This window comes from Hungatella hathewayi WAL-18680 (assembly GCF_000235505.1).
Classification (GTDB): Bacteria; Bacillota; Clostridia; order Lachnospirales; family Lachnospiraceae; genus Hungatella_A; species Hungatella_A hathewayi_A.
In genome coordinates this window covers 1,122,856-1,144,421 of sequence record NZ_JH379027.1, presented here as the reverse complement: position 1 = coordinate 1,144,421, position 21,566 = coordinate 1,122,856, and the positions used below count along the sequence as shown (strand labels likewise).

Here is a 21,566-nt window from a genome sequence, read left to right as displayed (position 1 = left end):
GTATAATGCAATTACATGACTTTGTCAACTATTTTTTATTGTTTTGGTTGACTTCCACTCCATTTTATTATATATTGATAATAATTACTATTATTATCCATTTTTAAGGAGAATCATGAAGATAAAAACAGTTCTATCCAGCCTTATTCTCATGCTAATATTGGGCGGCTGTGCCGCCGCTTCATCGGATACCGCAGGCATGTTCTCAGATACGTCTTCCGGGGTGGCTGCCTCAGGAACCGTCGCCAAAAATACCAATACCACGGCTGCCGCCGATACCGTATCCACCAAACCGCTCCACATCGCCATGGCCACCGACCTTCATTACCAGCCGGAGGTCTCCGACGCCGCCAGCTCGCTGATTCCACAGATGAAGTATATCAGCCAGCTGACCGACTGCCTTTTAGAGGAAGTGGTTGGGCGGCAGCCGGATGTTTTGCTGTTGTGCGGGGATTTAACCAACAATGGGCTGAGAAACGAGCATGAAGCCCTGATAAAAAAACTGGATTTGGCCAAAAGTCAGGGGACACGTATCCTGGTCATACCCGGGAACCATGATTTGAAGGGGGTCTCACAGGAGGAATTTGCAAAACTCTATGCCGATTACGGCTACGCCACGCCTCTCATGAGAGACACGGCCTCCTTAAGCTACGTGGCTCCGCTCACGGACAGCTTCTGGCTTCTGATGCTTGACACCAACATTTCCAACACCTACGGCGGGGTCAGCGATGACACCTTATCCTGGGTTCAGCATGTGTTAGAGCAGGCGGATGAGGCGGGCGCCGTCATTGTGACGTCATCCCACCACAACCTGCTGGGACACAGTTCCCCCCAGTACAACCAGATGTCCCCTTTTGAGAACCGGGACGCCCTGTTATCCCTGCTGGAAATGCATCAGGTTCCACTCAACATCAGCGGCCATCTTCACAAACAGCACACGGCTATGACCACTTTCCACGGTGGTTCCTTCTATGAGATTACCGGCGGGATGCCGGCTGATTATCCTAATCTTTGGACTGACATTACCGTCACCCCGGATACCCGCTCCATCGCCTGCCGCACCCATTCTCTGGATATGGAGGGCTGGGCGGCGGCACAGGGTTCCGGTGAGGAGGAGCTGCTGCATTTTTCCGATTACTCCCGGGCCTGCCGTCAGAAGACTGCCGAGGGTCTGGTAGGCGGCATGCTGCGCGCCCTCGGCATTACCGGCGGGGATTTTAACCGTCTGGAATCCTTCTGGAGCAAAATCTATATGGATGCCTCCGACGGCCTCATCCGCGACACCGGCAAAGACTACTTAGCCTCCGACGACTACCGTATCTGGCAGCAGTATCAGGACAAGTCCAAATACAGCGAGTGGCTGGACTATTTATTGCAGCAAAAAGGAGCGGTGGATTCCCACTCGCTCCTCATCAAATACTGATATTTAATTTCCCTGCTGCTGGCTGTTCATCTCAGTCAGCAGTTTATCTATGCTCACAATCTTCACACAGAGCGCAAACAATTCCATCGCCAGCATCAAATCTGACAGTGGCGGATAGGACGGTGCAATCCGGATATTACTGTCGTGAGGGTCCTTGCCGTATGGATAAGTGGCGCCGGCACCGGTCATCACCAGCCCTGCCTTCTTACATCTGGCCACAATCGCCTTCGCACAGCCATCCAGAGAATCAAAGGAAATGAAATATCCACCCTTTGGATTGGTCCAGGTGCCGATGCCAAGCCCGCCAAGCTCTCTCTCCAGAATCGAGATAACCGCCTCGAACTTCGGTCTCATAATATCCGCATGCCTTCTCATATGCTCCACCATGCCGTGAATATCCCCGAAGAATCTCACGTGGCGCAGCTGGTTCACCTTGTCATGGCCGATAGTCTGGATTTTCATCTGTCTCTTAATATCTTCCAGGTTGTTCTGGGACGCCGCGATTGCCGCGATACCGGAACCAGGGAAGCTGACCTTGGAGGTAGATGCAAATTTGTAAACCATATCCGGATTTCCGGCTCTCTTACACTCCGCCAGAATCTCGATTAAATGGTCCTGGTCATGGTCATACAGATGATGGATGGTGTAAGCATTATCCCAGTAGATTCTAAAATCCGGAGCAGCCGGTTTCAGGCGGGCAAAACGGCGTACCGTATCGTCGGAGTAGGAGATGCCCTGTGGGTTGGAGTACTTCGGCACACACCAGATACCCTTGATAGTATCGTCATTGGCCACCAGTTCCTCCACGATGTCCATATCGGGACCGGTTGGTGTCATCGGCACATTCACCATCTCAATTCCCAGATATTCGGTGATGGCAAAATGTCTGTCATATCCTGGTACCGGACAGAGGAATTTCACTTTATCCAGCTTGCCCCAGGGAGTGCTTCCCATCACGCCGTTGGTCATGGAACGGGCCACGGTATCGTACATCACATTCAGACTGGAGTTTCCATAAATGATAATGTGGTCGGGCGCCACCTCCATCATATCGGCCAGCAGCTCCTGAGCCTCCTTGATACCGTCCAGAACGCCGTAGTTGCGGCAGTCCGTTCCGTCATCACAGGTCAAATCATCCTTGCTGCTGAGTACATCCATCATACCCATGGATAAATCAAGCTGCTCTGTGCTTGGCTTTCCTCTGGACATATCCAGTCTTAAATCTTTTCCCTGAAATTCCTTGTACTGGATATGCAGCTGCTTCCTTAATTCCTGTAACTCCTCTTTTGTCATCTCTGCAAATGGTTTCATACTGCTTTTTTTCCTCCTCATCTGATTCTCCTTATATTTTATCTAAAATGTCTGCGAGTATCCTGTTTACCATGACAGGGTCTGCTTTCCCGCCCATGGCTCTCATCGTCTGGCCCACCAGAAAGCCCATGGCCTTCTGTTTGCCATTATGGTAATCCTCCACGGATTGCGGATTGGCCGCCACAATATCTTCCACCGTCTTTCTCAGCGCCCCCTCGTCATTGACGACCTTCAGGCCCTTTTCTTCCACATAGACCTCCGGGTCGATGTCGGATGTAAAGATTTCTTCGAACACGTTTTTGGCTACCGTGCGGTTAATAGTACCATTATCCACCAACTGAATTAATTTTGCAAGGTTTTCCGGAGAGAATTTTATCTCTTCCGGATCCATCTCCTGTTCTTTCAGAAGCCTCATGCCTTCCACCATCAGCCAGTTGGATACTTCCTTCGGCCTTTTGCAGATGGCGGTGGTCGCCTCAAAGAGGTCCGCCATAGGCTTGGAACCGGTGAGAATTTCCGCATCGTACCTGGGAATCTGGAATTCCTGCTCGTAGCGCAGAAGTTTTTCCGTGCGAAGCTCCGGCTGGCGTTTCCTCACCTCGTCCAGCCACTCGTCACTGATGACCACCGGCGTCAAATCCGGGTCCGGGAAATAGCGGTAATCGTGGGCGTCCTCCTTAGAGCGCATGGCATAGGAGGATTCCTTGTTGTCATCCCACCGCCTGGTCTCCTGGACGACCCGCTTTCCTTCCTCCAGAAGTTCTATCTGCCGCTTCCTCTCCCCCTCGATGGCTCTGGCAATGGCCTTGAAGGAGTTTAAGTTCTTCATCTCGGTTCTGGTTCCGAATTCCGGCGCGCCCACCTCCCGGACGGACAGATTGACATCAGCCCGCATGGAGCCCTCCTGGAGCTTGCAGTCGGAGGCGCCCAGATACTGGATGATGAGGCGCAGCTTCTCCAGATAGGCGATCACCTCATCGGCGCTTCTCATATCCGGCTCGGACACAATCTCAATCAGCGGCACACCGCTGCGGTTATAATCCACCAGGGAGCAGTCGTCCCACTCATCGTGAATCAGCTTTCCGGCGTCCTCCTCCATGTGAATCTCATGGATGCCTACTTTTTTCTTGCCGAAGGTTCCCTCAATCTCCACCCAGCCGTCGTGGCAGATGGGGAGATAGAGTTGGGATATCTGGTAGTTCTGTGGATTATCCGGGTAAAAATAGTTCTTTCTGTCAAATTTGCAGTACTGGTTAATGCCGCAGTTGGTGGCAAGCCCCACCGCCAGCGCATATTCCACCACCTGTCTGTTTAATACCGGCAGGGAGCCCGGCATACCGGTACACACCGGGCAGGTGTGGGTGTTGGGCGCGCCGCCGAACGCGGTGGAGCAGCCGCAGAAGATTTTTGTTTTCGTGGCAAGTTCTACGTGAACCTCCAGACCGATGACGGTCTCATACTGTCTGCTCATCTATCTGCCCTCCGTTTCTGCCTGGTCTGTGGCCGCTGCGTCGTTTGCGCCCTCTGTGTCCCTTCCGGCAAATGCCGGCGCCTCGTAGGTTCTGGTCTGCTCAAAGGTATACCCGGCACGGATTACTATTTTCTCATCAAAACAGTTTCCGATGATCTGCAGTCCAATCGGCAATCCATTTTTATCCTTCCCGCAGGGCACGGTCATACCTGGCAGACCAGCCAGGTTTACGGAGATGGTGTAAATGTCAGCCAGATACATTTTCATCGGGTCGGTCAGGGAGGCGCCCAGCTTCGGCGCGGTGGTCGGAGCCACCGGCGCCAGAATGACGTCATAATTTTCAAACGCCCGGTCAAATGCCTTCTTAATTAATGCCTTCGTTTTCAATGCTTTCAGGTAATAGGCGTCATAGTAGCCGGAACTTAACACGAAGGAGCCCAGCATGATCCGCCGCTTCACCTCAGGGCCGAATCCCTCGGAGCGGCTCTTCTTATACATGCTGTGAAGTCCCTCATACTCCTTTGCCCTATGCCCGTATTTCACACCGTCAAACCGGGATAAGTTGGAACTGGCCTCAGCGGTGGCAATCACGTAGTAAGCAGGAACAGCATACTCCACCAGGCCCAAATCAAACTCCTCCACGACAGCACCCTTTTTCCGAAAGGTATCCGCCGCTGCCAGGATAGCATCCCGCACGCCGCTGTCCAGTCCTTCTATAAAATAATCCCTGGGAATTCCAATTCTCATTCCTTTTACATCATCCACCAGAGCGGAGGTGAACTGATAATCATCACGTTTCACCGAAGTGCTGTCCTTGTTATCATAGGAAGAGATCACCTCCAAAATCGTGGCACAGTCCGTCACATCCTTAGCGATGGGACCTATCTGGTCCAGTGAGGAGCCGTAGGCCACCAGCCCATACCGGGAAACGGTTCCGTAAGTCGGTTTAATGCCCACCACACCGCAGTAGGAGCTGGGCTGGCGGATGGAGCCGCCGGTATCGGAGCCCAGCGCGTAGAAACATTCCTCTGCCGCCACAGCCGCGCAGGAGCCGCCGGAGGAACCGCCGGGCACATGTTCTAAATTCCACGGGTTTCTGGTGACGCCATAGGCCGATGTCTCCGTGGTGCTTCCCATGGCGAACTCATCCATGTTGGTCTTTCCCAGTATCACGGCTCCGGCTTTTTCCAGGTTTCGGACCGCCTCCGCCGTGTAGCTGGGGACGAAATTCTCCAGAATCCTGGAAGCGCAGGTGGTCAAAAGTCCCTCCGTGCACAGGTTATCCTTTATCGCCACCGGCACGCCGGCCAGAGGCCCTGTCAGTGTCCCGTCATCAATCTGCTTCTGCACTTCCTCCGCCCGCTTTAGCGCACCTTCCTCATCGACGGTCACATAGGAGTGCACCTGTGGTTCCAATGCCCGAATCTGCTCCAGGACAGCTTTTGTGGCTTCCACCGCGGTGATTTCCCCCGCCTTTATCTTTCTGCCGATTTCCACGGCAGTCAATGATAAGATACTCATAGCCGTCCTCCTATTCTACGGTTTTCGGGACCTTGAACATTCCCTCTTTGCTCTCCGGCGCGTTCCTCAACATGTCATCACGCTCATCCCCGTTTGTCACCACATCCTCGCGGAATACATTATACACCGGAAATGCATGGGACATGGGTTCCACCCCGGTAGTGTCCAATTCATTTAATTTATCAAAATAATCCAGCATCTGACCCATGTCTTTTCTGGCACTTTCCTTTTCCTCCTTTGAAAGTTCCAGTTTTGCCAGTATGCTGACGTACTCGATTGTTTCATCACTGATTACGTTTGCCATCTTCTTCCCTCTCTTTCTGATCGTTCCTGTGCACTTTATGGCTCCAGGCGTGTCACGTCACGTGGGAACAATGCTGTCTCCCGGACATTCTGCTCATCTAACAGCCTCATGGTCAGACGCTCCAGCCCAATTCCCAGACCGCCGTGGGGCGGCATTCCGTACTTAAATATCATCAGATAGGACTCAATATCCGCCGGGTCCATGCCGCGTTTCTCCATTTTCTCCAGAATCATCCGGTAATCATGGATTCTCTGGCCTCCGGTGGTCACCTCCAGGCCGCGGAATAATAAGTCAAAACTCAAGGTAAACTTAGGGTCCGCCGGGTCATCCATGGCATAAAACGGTCGTTTTTTGGAAGGATAATGGGTGACGAATACAAAATCACTTCCGAACTCCTCCTGAAAATACTGTCCAATCAGCAATTCCTCCTCCGGCTCCAAATCATAGGGGTTTCTGATGGTCCGGTGGTACTTCTGGGACACCAGCTCCTTAGCTTTGTCAAACCGCACGGCCGGAATTTTGTCCACGTTGGGAAGCGTTACATTTAACATCGTAAGTTCTTTTTTGTACTCCCGCTCCAACAGCTCAAAGGTATACTGCAGAAAACCGGTCTCCATTTCCATAATGTCCTCGAACCCGTCAATATACCCCATCTCAAAGTCCAGGCTCACGTACTCATTCAAATGTCTGGTGGTGTTATGCTTCTCCGCCCGGAACACCGGCGCCGCCTCAAATACCCGGTCATAGACGCCCACCATAGTCTGTTTATAAAACTGGGGGCTCTGCCCCAACTCCGCCTTCTTGTTAAAGTAATCCAGTTTAAATACATTGGAGCCGCCCTCGGCGCCGCGGGCCACAATCTTCGGCGTGCGGATTTCCGTAAATCCCTTTCCGTGTAAGTAATCCCGAAATCCTCTCACGATGCCTTCCTGAAGTTTGAACTTGGCCCGCTCCCTCACATTCCGAAGGGAGATGGGCCGCAGCGCCAGCTTCGTCTCCAGGGACGTGTTCATCTTATATTTGCTGATGGCGATGGGCATCACCTCCGCCGGCTCGGACAGCACCCGGATGTCCTTCAGCCGAATCTCAAACCCGTGAGGGGCCCGCTCTTCGGGAGCCACCGTCCCGGTGATTTCCACTGCCGATTCCTCTTTTAAGTTCTTTAAATCAAATTTTGTCACGCCCGCCTCGTACACACACTGTACCAGGCCGTCAGCCTTTCTGAGAATCACAAACGCAACCTCGCCCATGTCCCGAATGGTATGCACCGCGCCATTCATTTTCACAGACTCCCCAACCAGGTCTCCTTCCAGAATCCTTTGGATACACACTGTTTCCTTCTCTCTCACTCCACTGATAAATTCCATTGCGCATTTCTCCTTACCTTCATGAATAGTTTTCCGATTCCAGGAAGGGCAAAAAGAAACCCGCCCCGGAATACTGTTACATATTCCGGGACGGGACAACATCTGATTCCCGCGGTACCACCCGCATTGAGGTCTTTTTAAAAACACAAACCCCCACTCTCGCACGTAACGTGTGCCGACGGATATGCTTACTTAAACTTCGCTGCGCCTCTCTCAATATCTCCAAATACCGCACAGCCAGTTCCTGTTCAACATACCAGCTCCAGAGTGTTCCCTTAACCTCTTCCCCCATGACGGCGCTCTCAGTCGGTGACGCCCTCTTCCTGTCAGGTTCCTTTCGGTCAGAGTCTCTTTCTCAGCCATTCTCCTCATCATGTCCGTCGTGCAAAGACAACCGTTCACGCCACGGATACGAATTTGAATTTCCATAATAGTATCACAATCATTTTCGATTTGCAAGACCTAATTTTCAACTTTTTGAGAATTTTTCTTGACAAGACGCCAGAACTTTTATAGAATAGCTGAAAGATAAGGGAGTAGTTAGCACTTCTTGCGTGTAATAAGGTCAACATACTGATATGGAACATATCTGGCTTTATTTTAAATAATGAGACTTATCTGCAGTTTTCCGGCTGCAGGTAGGTCTTTTTTTATACGCTGATTCATATACTTACTTACCTCATCCGGCATCATACCATAAGAAGATTTTATCAGGAGGATATCACATGTCACTTTTCGAATTGTTTCTCATTGCCGTAGGTTTGTCCATGGACGCGTTTGCAGTGTCTATCTGCAAGGGTCTGTCACAGTGCCGGTGGAACGTGAAAAATGCCGTTATTGTGGGACTTTATTTTGGTGGTTTTCAGGCGGGAATGCCTCTGATTGGGTACGCCCTTGGCTCCCAGTTTCAGGAGGCCATCACTTCGATTGACCACTGGATTGCCTTTATTCTGCTGGGGGTGATTGGATTTAACATGATAAAAGAGTCTCTGAATAAGGAATCGGAATCCTGTGATGCCTCCGTGGCCGCTAAGGACATGCTGATACTGGCGGTTGCCACCAGCATTGACGCACTGGCGGTGGGAGTGACATTTGCATTTCTCCAGGTTGATATTGTCCCGGCCGTTTCCTTTATTGGGGTTATCACGTTTGTGCTGTCGATGGTCGGGGTGAAGGTCGGCACCGTGTTTGGATGTAAGTACAAATCCAAGGCAGAATTCGCCGGGGGAACCATATTGATCTTGATGGGAATTAAGATATTGATGGAACATTTGTTTTAGATATTTTTATAGACAGATGGATGCCTGTATACACAACGGCCCCTGGGATTCCAGGGGCCGCCAATCTTTGCATCACAGTCTATTTCAACACATGAAGCGCCTTCTCATAATCAGACTTTTTCACATAAACCAGATACTCCAAATCCTTCTGCAGATTCACCCCAATACTCCCCATCCGGCTCCGGTTATTGGGAGCAATGCCGGCGCTGCCGTTCTGGGAAACGGTCCGGTATGTATACTCAATCCCCGCCTGCTCCAGACAGGTCCGAATCTCATTAAATTTCTTCATGTCAAACGTCGTATAGACCTCCCGCCGGTTAAACACAGTTATCATAATGCCCGCCTTCCTTTCTCTGTCTGACTCTCTGATTTGTCTGCATGATCTGTTTACTTTCTGGCCCACTCCTCATACCATGCTGTTACCGTCTCCAGGCTTTCTTCCAGAAGGCTTGCCGTCTCCAGGGCGGAAAATCCCCGGATATACATATTACTGGCAGTTTTATAGGCTTTTTCCCTCTTTCCTTCTTCTCTCCCATCCTCAATCATTCCTTTAATTGCCTCACACATATTAACTTTCCCTCCTTCTTCACGGCATGCATCTTTCACGCTTTCCAATTCAACGGAACCGGTCAATGCGGTGATGACATCAAACGCATCTTCATCCATCAGCTTAAATTTCTCTTCATTTTCAAATGTAAACGCTCTCTCTGCTTCCTTATCCCCCGCACGCTGAATAAATCCAAATACCTCCCGCAAATCAGTCTTAAAACGGTCAATATCTTCCAAACTCCTAATTTCCAAAACCTGTATCTTATAATTATTCAGCATATATTTCAGGTTCTCCGGAAAATTTTGGTACTCCATCATCTCATACAGTTCTTTCGCCCCATCATAAGGCTTACTGCCATAATAAATGCAGATGGTAAGCACCGGATGTATCTTATCCTCTCTGGCAAATCCACTCAAAAACTCGTCGCCACGCAAATCCCGCTTTCTCCGGTGAAAACGTCTAATCTGGCGCAGCTGCTTATCATAGTCCGCCGCATCCTCCATCATCACCCGCACCGGCATTCCGTAATGCACCTTATCCTGATTCTCAATGCCGACGACGGCAATATCCATTCCAAACACAACCCGTCTCACACAGTCCCGGTACTTCTGTACCATAAACCTTTTTCTAAGTCTCCCGAATACTCCGGTAACCCTCGAATCCAGTTCCTGGACGTCCTCTTCCGAGACAACCTGTTTCCCCTGAAACACAAACCCGTTAATTAAATCTGCATAGCGCCCCTGATCTTCAAAAAATCGCACCAGGGCGATATCTTTCTGCCCCATAAAACCTTCCTTTCCCATTCCAACAACAGCCTGGAAAAGAACGTATTTTTACATTCACGGTTTACAGGACAAACAGACTTCTTCACTTAACTCCATTATATCCGGCGTACCATGAAAATGCAAGAATTCTCTTTCCCATAACCAGTTCCATGAAATCACTGACGAACCTGTCAGTATGTGAACAACTCTTGACATGATACATATGGCAGATGAACTGCCACAGATGAATGTGTTAAGCATATCATAATCTGTCGTATAAATCAACTGATACCATCACTCTTTTTCATAAAACACCAGCGTCATTCTATCGTTGACAGGTGTCAGTTCCCCGGTCTTCCTGTATCCCATCTTCTCGTAGAGATAACACAGTTTTTCCTCCTGCAGTATCGTATCCAGCTCCCATGTATGACTGCCATGAATCCGCTCCACTTCGCGGATGGCCTCCTGCGCCAATCCCTGGCCTTCGTACTGGGGGAGGAGGAAAATGGGGGCGAGGCGTTTGGGGCTGCCGTCCTTTCTGTCCGTTATACTGACCGCACCGGCAATCTCATCATTCACTTTGATAAAATAGTAGTACCGCCCTTTCTGCGCCAGCCGCCCGCTCACTTTTTCCTAGCGGTTCATTGGCCGGGCTGGTGTCAAAATCCTGATATTTGTCGAGCAGCTTTTGAAAGGCTATCTTCTGCATATTCCAAATGCGGGCCGCATCCTCTGCCGCCGCCAGTTGTAACTGTAACGCCATCTTACCATCCTCCCATCTCCCGGGATTTTATCCCAGATGAAAGACAAGCGGCGGACTTCGCTAGTATTCCGCTACTACAAGTCTGCCGCTGTCCACTTTCTATTTCTATTTCGTTTAAAATCTGTTCTTTTATAACCGTCTTTATAAAGTCACCTTCATAAAGTTCTTCTTCCCACGTTTCACAACCATTCCATCACCGCCGAAATCTTCCGCCGTAAACATTTTCTTGATATCCTTCACCTGCTCTCCATTGATGGAAACGCCGCCCTGTTCCACGTTGCGTCTTGCCTCGGCGCGGGATGGGGCAAGGCCGGACTTTTGCAGGACTGCCAGGATATCAATGGCTCCGTCCGTAAAATCGTCGGCTGTCAACTGGTGGCTCGGCATGTTTTCCAGGCTTCCGGCGCCGGAGAACAGGGCTCTGGCGGCCTCCTGGGCCTTGTTGGCTTCAGCCTCGTCGTGAACCAGCTTGGTCAGCTCGTATGCGAGAATCTCCTTGGCCGTATTCAGCTGGCTGCCCTCCCATTTGTCCATCTCATCAATCTGCTCGATGGGCAGGAAGGTGAGCATCCGCAGGCATTTCAGCACATCGGCGTCGGCGATATTTCTCCAGTACTGGTAGAACTCGAACGGGGAAGTCTTGTTGGGGTCTAACCACACGGCTCCGGACTGGGTCTTGCCCATCTTCTTGCCCTCGGAGTTTAACAGCAGGGTGATGGTCATGGCATGGGCATCCTTGCCCAGCTTCCGGCGGATTAACTCGGTGCCGCCTAACATATTGCTCCACTGGTCATCGCCGCCAAACTGCATGTTGCAGCCGTATCTCTGGAATAACTCATAAAAGTCATAGCTCTGCATAATCATGTAGTTGAATTCCAGGAAGCTAAGTCCCTTCTCCATCCTCTGCTTGTAGCACTCGGCTCTCAGCATGTTGTTGACGGAAAAGCAGGTTCCCACCTCGCGGAGAAATTCCACATAATTTAAATTTAACAGCCAGTCGGCATTGTTCACCATCAGAGCTTTCCCATCGGAAAAGTCGATGAACTTGCTCATCTGCTGCTTAAAGCAGTCACAGTTGTGCTGGATAATCTCCGGCGTCATCATCTGGCGAAGGTCGCTTCTGCCGGATGGGTCGCCGATCATCCCGGTACCGCCGCCAATCAGCGCAATCGGCTTATTCCCGGCCATCTGTAACCGTTTCATCAGACACAGGGCCATGAAATGCCCTACATGGAGGCTGTCCGCCGTCGGGTCAAAACCGATGTAAAACGTGGCCTTTCCCTCATTTACCATCTTCTTGATTTCCTCTTCATTTGTCACCTGGGCAATCAGACCGCGGGCAACCAGTTCGTCGTAACATGTCATGTTTCCAATCTCCTTTTCTTTTTAATCTGTCTCAGTCTATCTTCTCTTTCACTTTTAAACGTGATAATCTTCTTTGCACTGGCGCCACGATAAATTTATAAAAACAAAAAAGCCCCGTCCTCCAAAGGACGAGACAAGCTCTCGTGTTACCACCTTAAGTTCACAACCGGACTCACATCCGGCTGTCTCTTCGAGTACGAAACCTCCATACTCTAGCACGATAACGTGTGCAGGAATCCGTCACAGCCTACTAAACCGCCCAGCCAGCAAAAAAACTCCCAGCCACAGGCAATCGTTCCGTGTGAAGCTCAAAGATGTATTCACACTCCGCTTTCCACGCGCCTCTCATCACCCGGCTGCTTTCTGTGTGCTGCTGCGAAATGCTACTTCTTCTTATCATCGCTTTTACTCATGAAATTAAAGCCATTATATTGAATTCACTCCGATTTGTCAAGCCGATTCCTAAAAATCCGTTGACAAATGCCGTTCCGGACTGGCAGACCAGGTCCGTATCTGGACAGACAGCACCGTAAGCCAGTATCGGCCAGTATCATAAGCCAGCGCCATCAACCAGCCCATCACCCTCCATACAGTGAGCGCACAATCCCTGCAATCATCTCAGCCGTCCCTGTCACACCCAAAAGCGAAGAATCCACCATCAGCTGCTTATGTCTTGTATCTTCCGGCAGATATCCCGCATATTTCTTGTGATATGCCCGCCTGGCTTTATCAACCGAGAGAATCATCCTTCTTGCCTCTCCCTCCTGCATTTCCAGAATATTGACACAGTTCTCCAGCCGCTTTTCATATGGTGCATAGATAAAAATATGAATCGCATGTTTCTCCTGTTCCAGCACAAAATCGGCACAGCGTCCTACCAAAATACAACTGGATTTCCCCGCCAAATCCCTGATAATCTCCTTTTGTGCCTCAAATATCATATCTTGAACATACTCCTCCTCTGTCCCCAGCGGAAACATACGGGGGAGGAAACCATGTTTCGCTTTCTCCTCCTTGTCACTGATGGCAGCTACCGGCATATTCAGCTGACGTGACACTTCTTCCACAATGTCCCTGTCATAAAATTCTACTCCCAATATCTCCGACAGTTCACGGGCAATCGAACGCCCCATACTTCCGAATTCTCTGGTAATTGTCAGAATAAATTTCTCCATATCAGTTCCTCCCTGGATCATTACAGTACTATTACGATTTCTCTTCACCGCTTCGCACGCAGAACCGGTTACTATGCAGTTACAATCGTTTTTTGATACGCCCGGACCACACAGCTCAGTGTAAAGCAGATGATAAAATAACACAGCGCCTCAAAAGCAAACAGCATCAGCATACCCCTAATATCATAAATGCTGCCCATCACCACGCCACAGTTTCTCATAAACTCTGCCACGTCCACCATTTTCAGGAAAGAAGTGTCCTTGATAACCGTGATAACCTGGCTCAATAGCGCCGGAATCACTTTTTTATACATCTGGGGAAGCACGATGTACCACAGCGTTTTTCCAAAACCAAACCCCTGGGATTTGGCCGCCTCAAACTGTCCCTTGGGGATGGCATTCAATCCTCCCCGGAATATCTCAGCCATAACCGCGGAGGTAAACAGGCTGATGGCAAATACGGACACCACTGTCTTATTTCCTTTCACCGTAAAATAAATCCACAAAATCCAAAGCAGATTCGGCGTACACCGGAAAAACTCCGTATAGGCCGCCACCAGCCCGCCAAGCCACTTCCACGGTCCCGATGCATAGGTACGGACCAGAGCCAAAACCGTCCCCGCCGCCATGCTGATAACCGCTGCCAGAACCGCTATCACCACGGTCATACGCAGCCCTTTTAACATAAACGTGACATTCGCAGGCGTAAAGTTTTGATTATATAATGCTAACATGACACTTCCTCCTCCACCTGTAATTCTATCTGTTTCGATACGGGCAGCCGCATAGAGCGGATTTCCAGATACCGGGCCAGCCGGGCCAGCGGAAAGCAGATGACAAAAAACATCAGCGCGCTGGTGAGATATGCCTGTGCAAAAAATCCTCTGTCCGCTCCCCAGGAGTCCGTAAAATACATCAGATCCATCCCTGCCGCCATGGCAAGTATCGACGTGTTTTTCACCAAATTAAGCGCCTGGTTTGCCAGCGGCGGCATGATAATCCGGATGGTCTGCGGAAGAATCACAAAACGCATGGTCTGTAAATAGGAAAATCCCTGGGATGCCGCGGCCTCCGCCTGCCCTTTTGGCACCGCCTCAATTCCGGTCCGAATGACCTCCGAAATATAAGCGCCGTGGTAGATTCCCACACCGATTACCCCCAGCACAAACTTGGGAATACGATACCCGGTGGAGGAAAATGCCATCGGCAGCACCATATAATAGAACATGACCTGCAGCGCCAGAGGCGTATTTTGGATAAATTCCACATAAATTCTGGACAGAATCAAAAACGGCTTCCATTTTGATGTGGAAAACATCCCAAACACCAGCCCCAGAATCAGCGCCACTAAAAGTCCCACAAGAGAAATCTTCAGCGTCATCAGAAACCCCGGTATGTAATATTCCGGAAATGCCTCAATCAGGGCATTCCATCTTCTTCCTTCAAAGAGACCCTTTATCATGTCTATCTTCCTTTTCTATCTTTCTTTTCTATCCTTATTACTGAAGTCCCCATGTATCCTGCAGCGTTTTCATGGAGCCGTCTTTCAGCATAGCGGATACTTTCTCCTCCACCAGAGCTGCCAGCCCGGCGTTATCCTTAGCGGAAGCCACACCGTACTCCTGCTCTGCAAAGCGGTCTTCAAGAATCAGGTTGGTGTCATTCACATAGCCGGCTAAAATAGCCCTGTCAACGGAGAAGCAGTCAATCTGTTTTGTCGCCAGCGCCTGTGCCAGTGCCGGATAACCGTCAAATTCCTGAAATTCCGGTTTTACACTCAGGCCTTTTTCCGCCACATAAGCCTCAAATCCATCCTTCGACGTGGAAGACTGGGCAACGCCAATCACCTTTCCATCCAAATCCTCAATGGATTGTATGCCGGAATCCTTATTCACCAGAAGTCCCACCGCGTCTGTGTAATATGGGGTCGAGAAATTGTAGGTTTCCTTTCTCTCGTCCGTGATAGTAAAGGTTGCGATTACCAAATCAATCTCACCATTTTCCAGAAGAGGTCCTCTGGTCTTGGCCGTCACGCCCTGAAACTCCACCAGTTTCTTTTCCCTGGCCTCATCCGCTGTACATCCAAAGATAACGCCCGCAATTTCATATGCCAAATCATCTTCAAATCCCTCATACTCTCCCGTGGCCGTATTCTGCAGACTAAACTTCGGAATATCGGACTTGCATCCCACCTTCAGCACGCCTCTGTCTATAATCTTCTGTACATCCGCAGTCACCTGGCCGTCAGCGGCTGCCGTATCACTTCCATCCGTATCCGCTCCACTGGTTTTATCCTGTGCCTCATCTGTCGTATCTGCAGTCTGCGCTGCGGTAGTCCCAGCGGCTGTTGTCTCTGCCGCAGCCGTACCGCCAGTACTTCCGCAGCCGCTTAAAGCCGCTGTCACCGCCATCGTAATCGCCATAGCCAAAACTTTCTTTTTCATAATATTGCCTCCTCTTTCTAAAATTTATTTCAAGCAGGATTCCTAATGAAGAATCTTGCTTAAAAACGCCTTTGTGCGCTCATGCTCCGGCGCCTCGAAAAAATGTTCCGGCGTGCCTTCCTCCAGAATATAACCGCCATCCATAAAAATCACCCGGTCCGCCACCTGCCTTGCAAATCCCATCTCATGTGTAACACATATCATAGTAATATTCTCACCCGCCAGCTCCACCATCACATTCAAGACCTCCTGCACCATCTCCGGGTCCAGGGCCGAGGTCGGTTCATCAAACAGAATCAGCGGCTGCTTCGTACACAGGGCTCTGGCAATCGCCACCCTCTGCTGCTGCCCTCCGGACAGCTGAACCGGATAACTGCCTGCCTTATCCTTCAGCCCCACCCGCTCCAGGCACTTCATGGCATCTGCTATGGCCTGTTCTCTCGGAATATGCTGAAGCCTCATGGGCGCCAGTGTCAGATTTTCAACCACCGTCAAGTGCGGATAGAGATTAAACTGCTGGAATACCATGGAGGAATATTTTTTCGCCATCTCCAGATGATTTTTTCTGGTCACTTCCGTTCCTGACACAGTGATTTTCCCGGAAGTCGGTTCCTCCAAATAGTTGATACACCGGATAAATGTCGACTTTCCGGAGCCGGAAGGCCCAATGATGACAAGTTTCTCTCCTTCTTTCACCGTCAGACTGATATCTTTCAACACTTCCAAATCTCCGAAGTTTTTCTTTAAATGTTCCACTTTTACCATATCCGTCATCTTCCCTCCACCTTTCCCGAAGCATTGTTATAAAACGCCAAAAGGCGCTTAAGAATTCAACATTCTTAAGCGCCTTCGCTCTTATCATTTCATTGATGGTGCTTATTATAAAAATATTTCACGCAAAAGTCAAGTATTTTTTCGCTGCTTCTTAAAACTTGCTTCTTAAAACTCATAAGAATATTTAATATACGGTTTCATTGTCCCCGCCCCTCTCTTTATGTTAAGATAATAGGTGATTTTTATATGACAGGCAGACACACGATAACAGAGACCATAAAGAAACAACATAGAATGAGGTAAATCGAATGGGTGGAATCTTTGGTGTAGCATCAAAAAACAGCTGTACGCTGGATTTGTTTTTCGGGGTGGACTATCACTCTCATCTCGGTACCAAGCGGGGCGGCATGGCCGTGTACGGGGCAAATGGATTTGCGCGCTCCATTCACAATATTGAAAATTCTCCTTTCCGTACCAAATTTGACGGAGATTTGGACGAGCTGGAGGGAACCATCGGCATCGGCTGCATTTCCGACAATGAGCCGCAGCCTCTTTTAATTCAATCTCATCTTGGCAGCTTTGCCATCACTACCGTGGGGAAAATCAACAACCAGCAGGCCCTTGTGGAGCGTGCCTACGAGAACGGCCACATCCATTTCCTGGAGATGAGCGGCGGACGCATCAACCCGACGGAGCTGACGGCGGCTCTGATTAATCAGAAATCGACGATCACCGAGGGACTTTTGTATGCCCAGGAGCAGATCGAGGGCTCCATGAGCATTCTGATTCTGACTCCTGAGGGAATTTACGCCTCCAGAGACCGTCTGGGACGGACACCCATTATGGTGGGATACAAGGAGGACGCCTTCTGCGTTTCCTTCGAAAGTTTCGCTTACATCAACCTGGGATACTCGGATTATAAAGAACTGGGGCCTGGGGAAATAGTTTACATAACTCCGGAGAGTGTGGAGCAGATGGCGCCTCCGCGGGAGGAGATGAAGATGTGCTCCTTCCTCTGGGTTTACTATGGATATCCGACCTCCACCTACGAGGGAATCAATGTGGAGACCATGCGCTACGAATGCGGGAAAATGCTGGCGAAACGGGATGACGTGAGAACCGATATCGTGGCCGGTGTCCCCGATTCCGGCATCGCTCACGCGGTGGGCTACGCCAATGAATCCGGCATTCCCTTTGCACGGCCCTTCATCAAATACACGCCCACCTGGCCCCGCTCCTTCATGCCCCAGAGCCAGAACCAGCGGAACTTAATTGCCCGCATGAAGCTGATACCCGTGGATGCCTTAATCCGGGACAAGAGCCTGCTGCTCATCGACGATTCCATCGTCCGGGGCACCCAGCTTGGGGAGACCACCGAGTTTCTCTACCAGAGCGGAGCTAAGGAAGTCCACATCCGCCCGGCCTGCCCGCCGCTGATGTTCGGCTGCCCCTACCTAAACTTCTCCCGTTCCAACTCCGAGCTGGACTTAATCACAAGAAGAATCATCCGGGAGCGGGAGGGCGACAACGTCCCCGACGACATCCTGGCCGACTACGCCAACCCGGACAGCCAGAATTATAAAGAGATGGTGGAAGAAATCCGCAAAATGCTGAACTTCACCACCCTCCGCTACCACCGCCTGGACGACCTGGTTGCGTCCATCGGCGTTTCTCCCTGCAAGCTCTGCACCTATTGCTGGAGTAGGGAAAAAATAAAAAGTGGCCCCAAAGAGATATCAGCTCTTTGGGGCTTCGATATGCCCGGTATACTCCCTGGGACTCATTCCAAAATAGCGCTTGAATACCTTGGAGAAATAAAGCGGGTCCTCATAGCCAATCATTATTGCCACATCCTTTATCTTTCCATTTTCATTTGCCAGAAGATACTTCGCCGTCTCCATCCTCTTTTGAATCATGTAATCGCTGGGAGTCAGCTGATAGTACTCCTTGAAGATACTGCTTAAGTAGGAGGCCACAAATCCGAACTGCTCCGAGAGCACCTGATTGGTGATGTTCTTCCGATAATTGGCGTCCAGATATGCTTTTATCTCATCCGCCAGCTGCTTCTTATCCCTGCATCCCCGCTGCGCGGTATCGAAGATTTCCTTTATGAGAAACCGGAATTCCGTCTCAATTTCATCGGCCGAATAAAAATTATCAAAAATAAATTGAAGGGAATCCTCCAGCTCAAAGTACTCTCTCCTGCCCGGAAGCTCCCCGCACAGCTTTGACATGAAATATTTGAGCGCATAGACCGCATCTTTATATCTGACCGGCCGTTCCGTCACCAGCGCAAGCAGTCTCTTAAATTCCCGAAACACCGTATCGGCGTTTGGATTCTGCCGGCAGTGATAGATCATCTGATCAATCTTCTCTTTTTGATTCCAGCTTTCCGGCTTTAAATTATTCCCACAAAACATCAGCACCGCATCTTTTGCAAAAATCATATGTTCCCTGGCATAGTTTCGCATCTGGCGGTAGATGGAATTAATCTCCTGAAGTTTTACCGGCTCCTTGTTATAAACCACGGTCACCGGAAATTTCCGCTTTTCTAGGGCTCCCGGAATCCGGTTCAGCCTGTCGATGGGCAGTTCTTTGCTCCTCCGGATAAAAATCAGTTTCTCATTGACCTGCTTCCCGTCAATAATCCAGAATGCCTCCCTGGAAATCATGGAAGTGATAACTCCCTCCAGATTCATATCCCGGTAGATTTCACTGGCATTCAGCTCATCGGCCGCCAGTCCTCCGTGAGAATTGCCAAAGATTAACAGCATCATACAGTAAGCGCTGTCCCTCTCTGTTTTATCCTTCGCCCCGGCTCTCTCCCCGTCAAGGGCCTCCTCCAGCTCCTGGGCACTCTCCTCAAAACGGGATTTCCGGTAAATGCTTTCGATTCGCTGGAGCAGCGCTTCCAATTCCTTTTCCTTAAGCGGCTTTAGCAGATAATCAATCACATGGTTGGTAAACGCCCGCTTGACATACTCAAAGTCTTTGTAACCGCTCAGGACAACCGGTATGACATGCATGCCGTTTTCCGTAATATAGTCCAAAACTCCAAGGCCATTGACCACCGGCAGATTGATGTCCACAAAAAGCACATCCACCTCGTGGCAGGAAAGCCAGGCAATGGCATCTTTTCCGTTGTCCGCAGTGGCCGCTATCTCAAAATTGGGATTCAGTTTTACAATTCTCTGACAGATACTTCTCTGAATCGGCGGTTCATCTTCCACTACCATTACCCGTATCATGAATACTCCCTCCTAATGTGATTTTTATCCCTTCCCGCAGTCTGCCCTGCACATCAAATATCATCTCGTCCCCATACGCGATAAACAGACGGATAAAGATATTTTTGATGGACAGTCCCCCAATCTTTAACTCCTGCATCAGCTCCGGGACCGCTTTTTCTTTCATGGCATCCAGTTCTTCCTTCAACGCCTTTACCTGCTCCTCACTCATCCCATACCCATTGTCACGGACGGTAATCTCCCAGTTTTCATCGGACAGATAAATCTGGACATCTAGCAGCCAGGGAAATTCCTTCTTTTTAAACCCGTGGGTAAAACTGTTTTCAAGAATGGGCTGGATAATGAATTTGGGTATCGTGCAGGTTCTCTTTTCCCCAATATATACCATGGAGTACTGGAATTTATTCTCATAGCGCACCTTCATCAGCTCCAGATAATTTTCCGCATGTCTGATTTCATCCTCGATGGTCACATAGTTTGTCTCATACACGGTGTTGTAGCGAATCATATCCGAGAGTTTTTCACAAATCTCAGGAATCTTGTCCGCCTCCTCCGTTCCTTCCATAGCGGAAATTACATTTAAAATATTGTGTATAAAATGCGGGTTCATCTGGGACTGCAGGGCAAACATGTGAGTCTGGAGCTCATTAATCTGGCTCGTCATATTTTTCTCCATGGAGAGCTTTAAGTTTTTGACCAGCTCGCCGAAGGCCAGGTTCAACTGCCTCAGTTCATTATCCTCCACAGACACAATCGTGGGAATCTCCTGGAGGTTCTCATCCGCATGCAGCGTCTCCACCATATCACACAGCTGGACAATCGGCTCCGTCGTCTTTTTAATCACCTGCATCTGTCCAATACAGATGACACTCACCACACAGACAATCAGCAGCACCATCCACATCAGCGTGGACATCATACTGCCGACGAGATTCCGGTTCCTCGCAACAAGGATCACCCGGAGCCCATAATCCGGAAGCACCTCCGCGTTGTGGTAGACACTGCGGTAACATACCCTTGCATTGTCAGCCAGGATTTCCTCCAGCTCTTCTAAGTTCCTCTCCCCGTTCTGGGAATAGAGAATGGTTCCTGTTTTTGTATTCTGTAAATATCCTTCCACCCCGTCATCCAGAATGGAGTAACATTGGGCCAGACTTCTCATGGGAATCTGGGCCTGCGCATATCCCAGTCCACGGGAGGGAATCAACTGATAGTTTTGAATCTGCCTTGTTGCGGACACAAGCGGGTCCTCCGACACGGAAAACGGGTCCTGTTCATGAACGAAAAATAGCCGGGAATTACCCGGTGTCCGAAAATACGTCTCCATTTCCTGTAAAAATTGTTCATCCCGGCAGTCCTTTTCCAGATAACCGTAATCCGCCGCCCTCCCGACAAAAGTTAAATCCCGGTTATTGCTCAGCAGACAGATTCGTCCGATGGAATTACTTTTCAGCGTGTAGGACATCATAAACTGCTTTAACTGGTAGTCTAAGGCCGCGTGGTCCACAAAGTAATTTTCACTGCCCTGGTATTTCGTTATCTGCTCAAAAGCTCCGATGATATAGCTGTTTGCAGCAAGCTGCAGGGCCACCTCATCGGCCATCTGCAGCGTGCTGTCAATCTGCGAGGCAATCCCGCGCACCTGGATATCTGTCTGTTCCTGAAATGCCTTCTCATTCATTCGAACCAGATATCCAAAGGCAAACGCGGTTAACACCATAATGACGATGACTATCACGACAATATTTCTCACCAATATCTGGCGCTGAAATTTATATTTCTGCAAAGCAATCCCCCCCCCCCCTT

At 49.8% G+C, this 21,566-nt stretch carries 20 protein-coding genes and 1 pseudogene; 3 read left to right on the top strand and 18 right to left on the bottom strand.

Annotated elements, in window-relative coordinates:
• Nucleotides 1–115 precede the first annotated feature (115 nt).
• A complete protein-coding gene (locus tag HMPREF9473_RS05225; protein ID WP_006779020.1) occupies nt 116–1,423 on the top strand; it encodes a metallophosphoesterase in 1,308 nt (435 codons plus the stop codon).
• A gap of 3 nt (nt 1,424–1,426) precedes the next feature.
• On the opposite strand, the gene HMPREF9473_RS05220 is transcribed toward HMPREF9473_RS05225, so the two are convergent.
• The 5 genes from HMPREF9473_RS05220 to aspS are packed head-to-tail and all read right to left on the bottom strand — an operon-like array spanning nt 1,427 to nt 7,397.
• On the bottom strand, nt 1,427–2,734 hold the full coding sequence (locus tag HMPREF9473_RS05220; RefSeq protein ID WP_034858799.1) for an aminotransferase class I/II-fold pyridoxal phosphate-dependent enzyme: 1,308 nt from the start codon (nt 2,732–2,734) through the stop codon (nt 1,427–1,429).
• A gap of 31 nt (nt 2,735–2,765) precedes the next feature.
• A complete protein-coding gene (gatB, locus tag HMPREF9473_RS05215) occupies nt 2,766–4,205 on the bottom strand; it encodes an Asp-tRNA(Asn)/Glu-tRNA(Gln) amidotransferase subunit GatB (RefSeq protein ID WP_006779018.1) in 1,440 nt (479 codons plus the stop codon).
• Nucleotides 4,206–5,726 carry an Asp-tRNA(Asn)/Glu-tRNA(Gln) amidotransferase subunit GatA gene (gene gatA / locus HMPREF9473_RS05210; RefSeq protein ID WP_006779017.1) on the bottom strand — a complete coding sequence of 507 codons (1,521 nt, stop codon included), beginning with the start codon at nt 5,724–5,726 and terminating at the stop codon, nt 4,206–4,208.
• A 10-nt stretch (nt 5,727–5,736) separates the two neighbouring features.
• Nucleotides 5,737–6,030, bottom strand: a complete 294-nt coding sequence (gene gatC, locus HMPREF9473_RS05205) for an Asp-tRNA(Asn)/Glu-tRNA(Gln) amidotransferase subunit GatC (RefSeq protein ID WP_006779016.1) — start codon at nt 6,028–6,030, stop codon at nt 5,737–5,739.
• Nucleotides 6,031–6,065: 35 nt separating this feature from the next.
• Entirely contained in the window at nt 6,066–7,397 is a 1,332-nt protein-coding gene (gene aspS / locus HMPREF9473_RS05200) for an aspartate--tRNA(Asn) ligase (protein WP_006779015.1), read from the bottom strand.
• A gap of 725 nt (nt 7,398–8,122) precedes the next feature.
• Between aspS and HMPREF9473_RS05195 the strand changes: the two genes are divergently transcribed.
• Nucleotides 8,123–8,677 carry a manganese efflux pump MntP gene (locus HMPREF9473_RS05195; protein ID WP_006779014.1) on the top strand — a complete coding sequence of 185 codons (555 nt, stop codon included), beginning with the start codon at nt 8,123–8,125 and terminating at the stop codon, nt 8,675–8,677.
• Between the two features lie 79 nt (nt 8,678–8,756).
• Here HMPREF9473_RS05195 and HMPREF9473_RS05190 read toward each other — a convergent pair whose 3' ends face one another.
• The 11 genes from HMPREF9473_RS05190 to HMPREF9473_RS05150 form a co-directional block, all read right to left on the bottom strand.
• Nucleotides 8,757–9,011 carry a hypothetical protein gene (locus HMPREF9473_RS05190; RefSeq protein ID WP_006779013.1) on the bottom strand — a complete coding sequence of 85 codons (255 nt, stop codon included), beginning with the start codon at nt 9,009–9,011 and terminating at the stop codon, nt 8,757–8,759.
• A gap of 53 nt (nt 9,012–9,064) precedes the next feature.
• Nucleotides 9,065–10,012 (bottom strand): hypothetical protein, encoded by a 948-nt coding sequence (locus HMPREF9473_RS05185; RefSeq protein WP_006779012.1) that lies wholly within the window; start codon nt 10,010–10,012, stop codon nt 9,065–9,067.
• A 273-nt stretch (nt 10,013–10,285) separates the two neighbouring features.
• On the bottom strand, nt 10,286–10,570 hold the full coding sequence (locus HMPREF9473_RS28055; protein WP_242830777.1) for a GNAT family N-acetyltransferase: 285 nt from the start codon (nt 10,568–10,570) through the stop codon (nt 10,286–10,288).
• Complete coding sequence (locus tag HMPREF9473_RS28050) at nt 10,563–10,754, bottom strand: hypothetical protein (protein ID WP_006779010.1); 192 nt, start codon at nt 10,752–10,754, stop codon at nt 10,563–10,565. The genes HMPREF9473_RS28055 and HMPREF9473_RS28050 overlap by 8 nt, the downstream gene beginning before the upstream one ends.
• A 141-nt stretch (nt 10,755–10,895) precedes the next feature.
• Nucleotides 10,896–12,119, bottom strand: a complete 1,224-nt coding sequence (gene tyrS, locus HMPREF9473_RS05175; protein ID WP_006779009.1) for a tyrosine--tRNA ligase — start codon at nt 12,117–12,119, stop codon at nt 10,896–10,898.
• A gap of 250 nt (nt 12,120–12,369) precedes the next feature.
• Complete coding sequence (locus HMPREF9473_RS27220; RefSeq protein ID WP_157140199.1) at nt 12,370–12,519, bottom strand: hypothetical protein; 150 nt, start codon at nt 12,517–12,519, stop codon at nt 12,370–12,372.
• A 178-nt stretch (nt 12,520–12,697) separates the two neighbouring features.
• Nucleotides 12,698–13,294 carry an AAA family ATPase gene (locus tag HMPREF9473_RS05170; RefSeq protein ID WP_006779008.1) on the bottom strand — a complete coding sequence of 199 codons (597 nt, stop codon included), beginning with the start codon at nt 13,292–13,294 and terminating at the stop codon, nt 12,698–12,700.
• Between the two features lie 71 nt (nt 13,295–13,365).
• The gene (locus HMPREF9473_RS05165; protein ID WP_006779007.1) at nt 13,366–14,028 is read right to left on the bottom strand and encodes an amino acid ABC transporter permease; all 663 of its coding nucleotides are present in this window, start codon (nt 14,026–14,028) and stop codon (nt 13,366–13,368) included.
• The gene (locus tag HMPREF9473_RS05160; protein ID WP_006779006.1) at nt 14,022–14,756 is read right to left on the bottom strand and encodes an amino acid ABC transporter permease; all 735 of its coding nucleotides are present in this window, start codon (nt 14,754–14,756) and stop codon (nt 14,022–14,024) included. The genes HMPREF9473_RS05165 and HMPREF9473_RS05160 overlap by 7 nt, the downstream gene beginning before the upstream one ends.
• Nucleotides 14,757–14,793: 37 nt before the next feature.
• Nucleotides 14,794–15,738 (bottom strand): transporter substrate-binding domain-containing protein, encoded by a 945-nt coding sequence (locus tag HMPREF9473_RS05155; RefSeq protein ID WP_006779005.1) that lies wholly within the window; start codon nt 15,736–15,738, stop codon nt 14,794–14,796.
• 42 nt (nt 15,739–15,780) lie between these two features.
• Entirely contained in the window at nt 15,781–16,512 is a 732-nt protein-coding gene (locus HMPREF9473_RS05150; RefSeq protein ID WP_006779004.1) for an amino acid ABC transporter ATP-binding protein, read from the bottom strand.
• 308 nt (nt 16,513–16,820) lie between these two features.
• Between HMPREF9473_RS05150 and HMPREF9473_RS26715 the strand changes: the two are divergent.
• Nucleotides 16,821–18,224, top strand: a pseudogene (locus tag HMPREF9473_RS26715) (amidophosphoribosyltransferase); the annotation flags it as partial.
• Nucleotides 18,225–18,248: 24 nt separating this feature from the next.
• Here the strand turns inward: HMPREF9473_RS26715 and HMPREF9473_RS05140 are convergent.
• Entirely contained in the window at nt 18,249–19,760 is a 1,512-nt protein-coding gene (locus HMPREF9473_RS05140) for a response regulator transcription factor (RefSeq protein WP_006779003.1), read from the bottom strand.
• Entirely contained in the window at nt 19,732–21,546 is a 1,815-nt protein-coding gene (locus HMPREF9473_RS05135; protein WP_138669906.1) for a sensor histidine kinase, read from the bottom strand. Before HMPREF9473_RS05135 ends, HMPREF9473_RS05140 begins: the two co-directional genes overlap by 29 nt.
• Between the last annotated feature and the right edge of the window lie 20 nt (nt 21,547–21,566).

Excerpts from the sequence above, each read along its gene's own strand:
- HMPREF9473_RS05225 (WP_006779020.1), top strand. The coding sequence starts at position 116 with ATGAAGATAAAAACAGTTCTATCCAGCCTTATTCTCATGCTAATATTG.
- HMPREF9473_RS05220 (WP_034858799.1), bottom strand. The coding sequence starts at position 2,734 with ATGAAACCATTTGCAGAGATGACAAAAGAGGAGTTACAGGAATTAAGG.
- gatB (WP_006779018.1), bottom strand. The coding sequence starts at position 4,205 with ATGAGCAGACAGTATGAGACCGTCATCGGTCTGGAGGTTCACGTAGAA.
- gatA (WP_006779017.1), bottom strand. The coding sequence starts at position 5,726 with ATGAGTATCTTATCATTGACTGCCGTGGAAATCGGCAGAAAGATAAAG.
- gatC (WP_006779016.1), bottom strand. The coding sequence starts at position 6,030 with ATGGCAAACGTAATCAGTGATGAAACAATCGAGTACGTCAGCATACTG.
- aspS (WP_006779015.1), bottom strand. The coding sequence starts at position 7,397 with ATGGAATTTATCAGTGGAGTGAGAGAGAAGGAAACAGTGTGTATCCAA.
- HMPREF9473_RS05195 (WP_006779014.1), top strand. The coding sequence starts at position 8,123 with ATGTCACTTTTCGAATTGTTTCTCATTGCCGTAGGTTTGTCCATGGAC.
- HMPREF9473_RS05190 (WP_006779013.1), bottom strand. The coding sequence starts at position 9,011 with ATGATAACTGTGTTTAACCGGCGGGAGGTCTATACGACGTTTGACATG.
- HMPREF9473_RS05185 (WP_006779012.1), bottom strand. The coding sequence starts at position 10,012 with ATGGGGCAGAAAGATATCGCCCTGGTGCGATTTTTTGAAGATCAGGGG.
- HMPREF9473_RS28050 (WP_006779010.1), bottom strand. The coding sequence starts at position 10,754 with ATGGCGTTACAGTTACAACTGGCGGCGGCAGAGGATGCGGCCCGCATT.
- tyrS (WP_006779009.1), bottom strand. The coding sequence starts at position 12,119 with ATGACATGTTACGACGAACTGGTTGCCCGCGGTCTGATTGCCCAGGTG.
- HMPREF9473_RS27220 (WP_157140199.1), bottom strand. The coding sequence starts at position 12,519 with ATGATAAGAAGAAGTAGCATTTCGCAGCAGCACACAGAAAGCAGCCGG.
- HMPREF9473_RS05170 (WP_006779008.1), bottom strand. The coding sequence starts at position 13,294 with ATGGAGAAATTTATTCTGACAATTACCAGAGAATTCGGAAGTATGGGG.
- HMPREF9473_RS05165 (WP_006779007.1), bottom strand. The coding sequence starts at position 14,028 with ATGTTAGCATTATATAATCAAAACTTTACGCCTGCGAATGTCACGTTT.
- HMPREF9473_RS05160 (WP_006779006.1), bottom strand. The coding sequence starts at position 14,756 with ATGATAAAGGGTCTCTTTGAAGGAAGAAGATGGAATGCCCTGATTGAG.
- HMPREF9473_RS05155 (WP_006779005.1), bottom strand. The coding sequence starts at position 15,738 with ATGAAAAAGAAAGTTTTGGCTATGGCGATTACGATGGCGGTGACAGCG.
- HMPREF9473_RS05150 (WP_006779004.1), bottom strand. The coding sequence starts at position 16,512 with ATGACGGATATGGTAAAAGTGGAACATTTAAAGAAAAACTTCGGAGAT.
- HMPREF9473_RS05140 (WP_006779003.1), bottom strand. The coding sequence starts at position 19,760 with ATGATACGGGTAATGGTAGTGGAAGATGAACCGCCGATTCAGAGAAGT.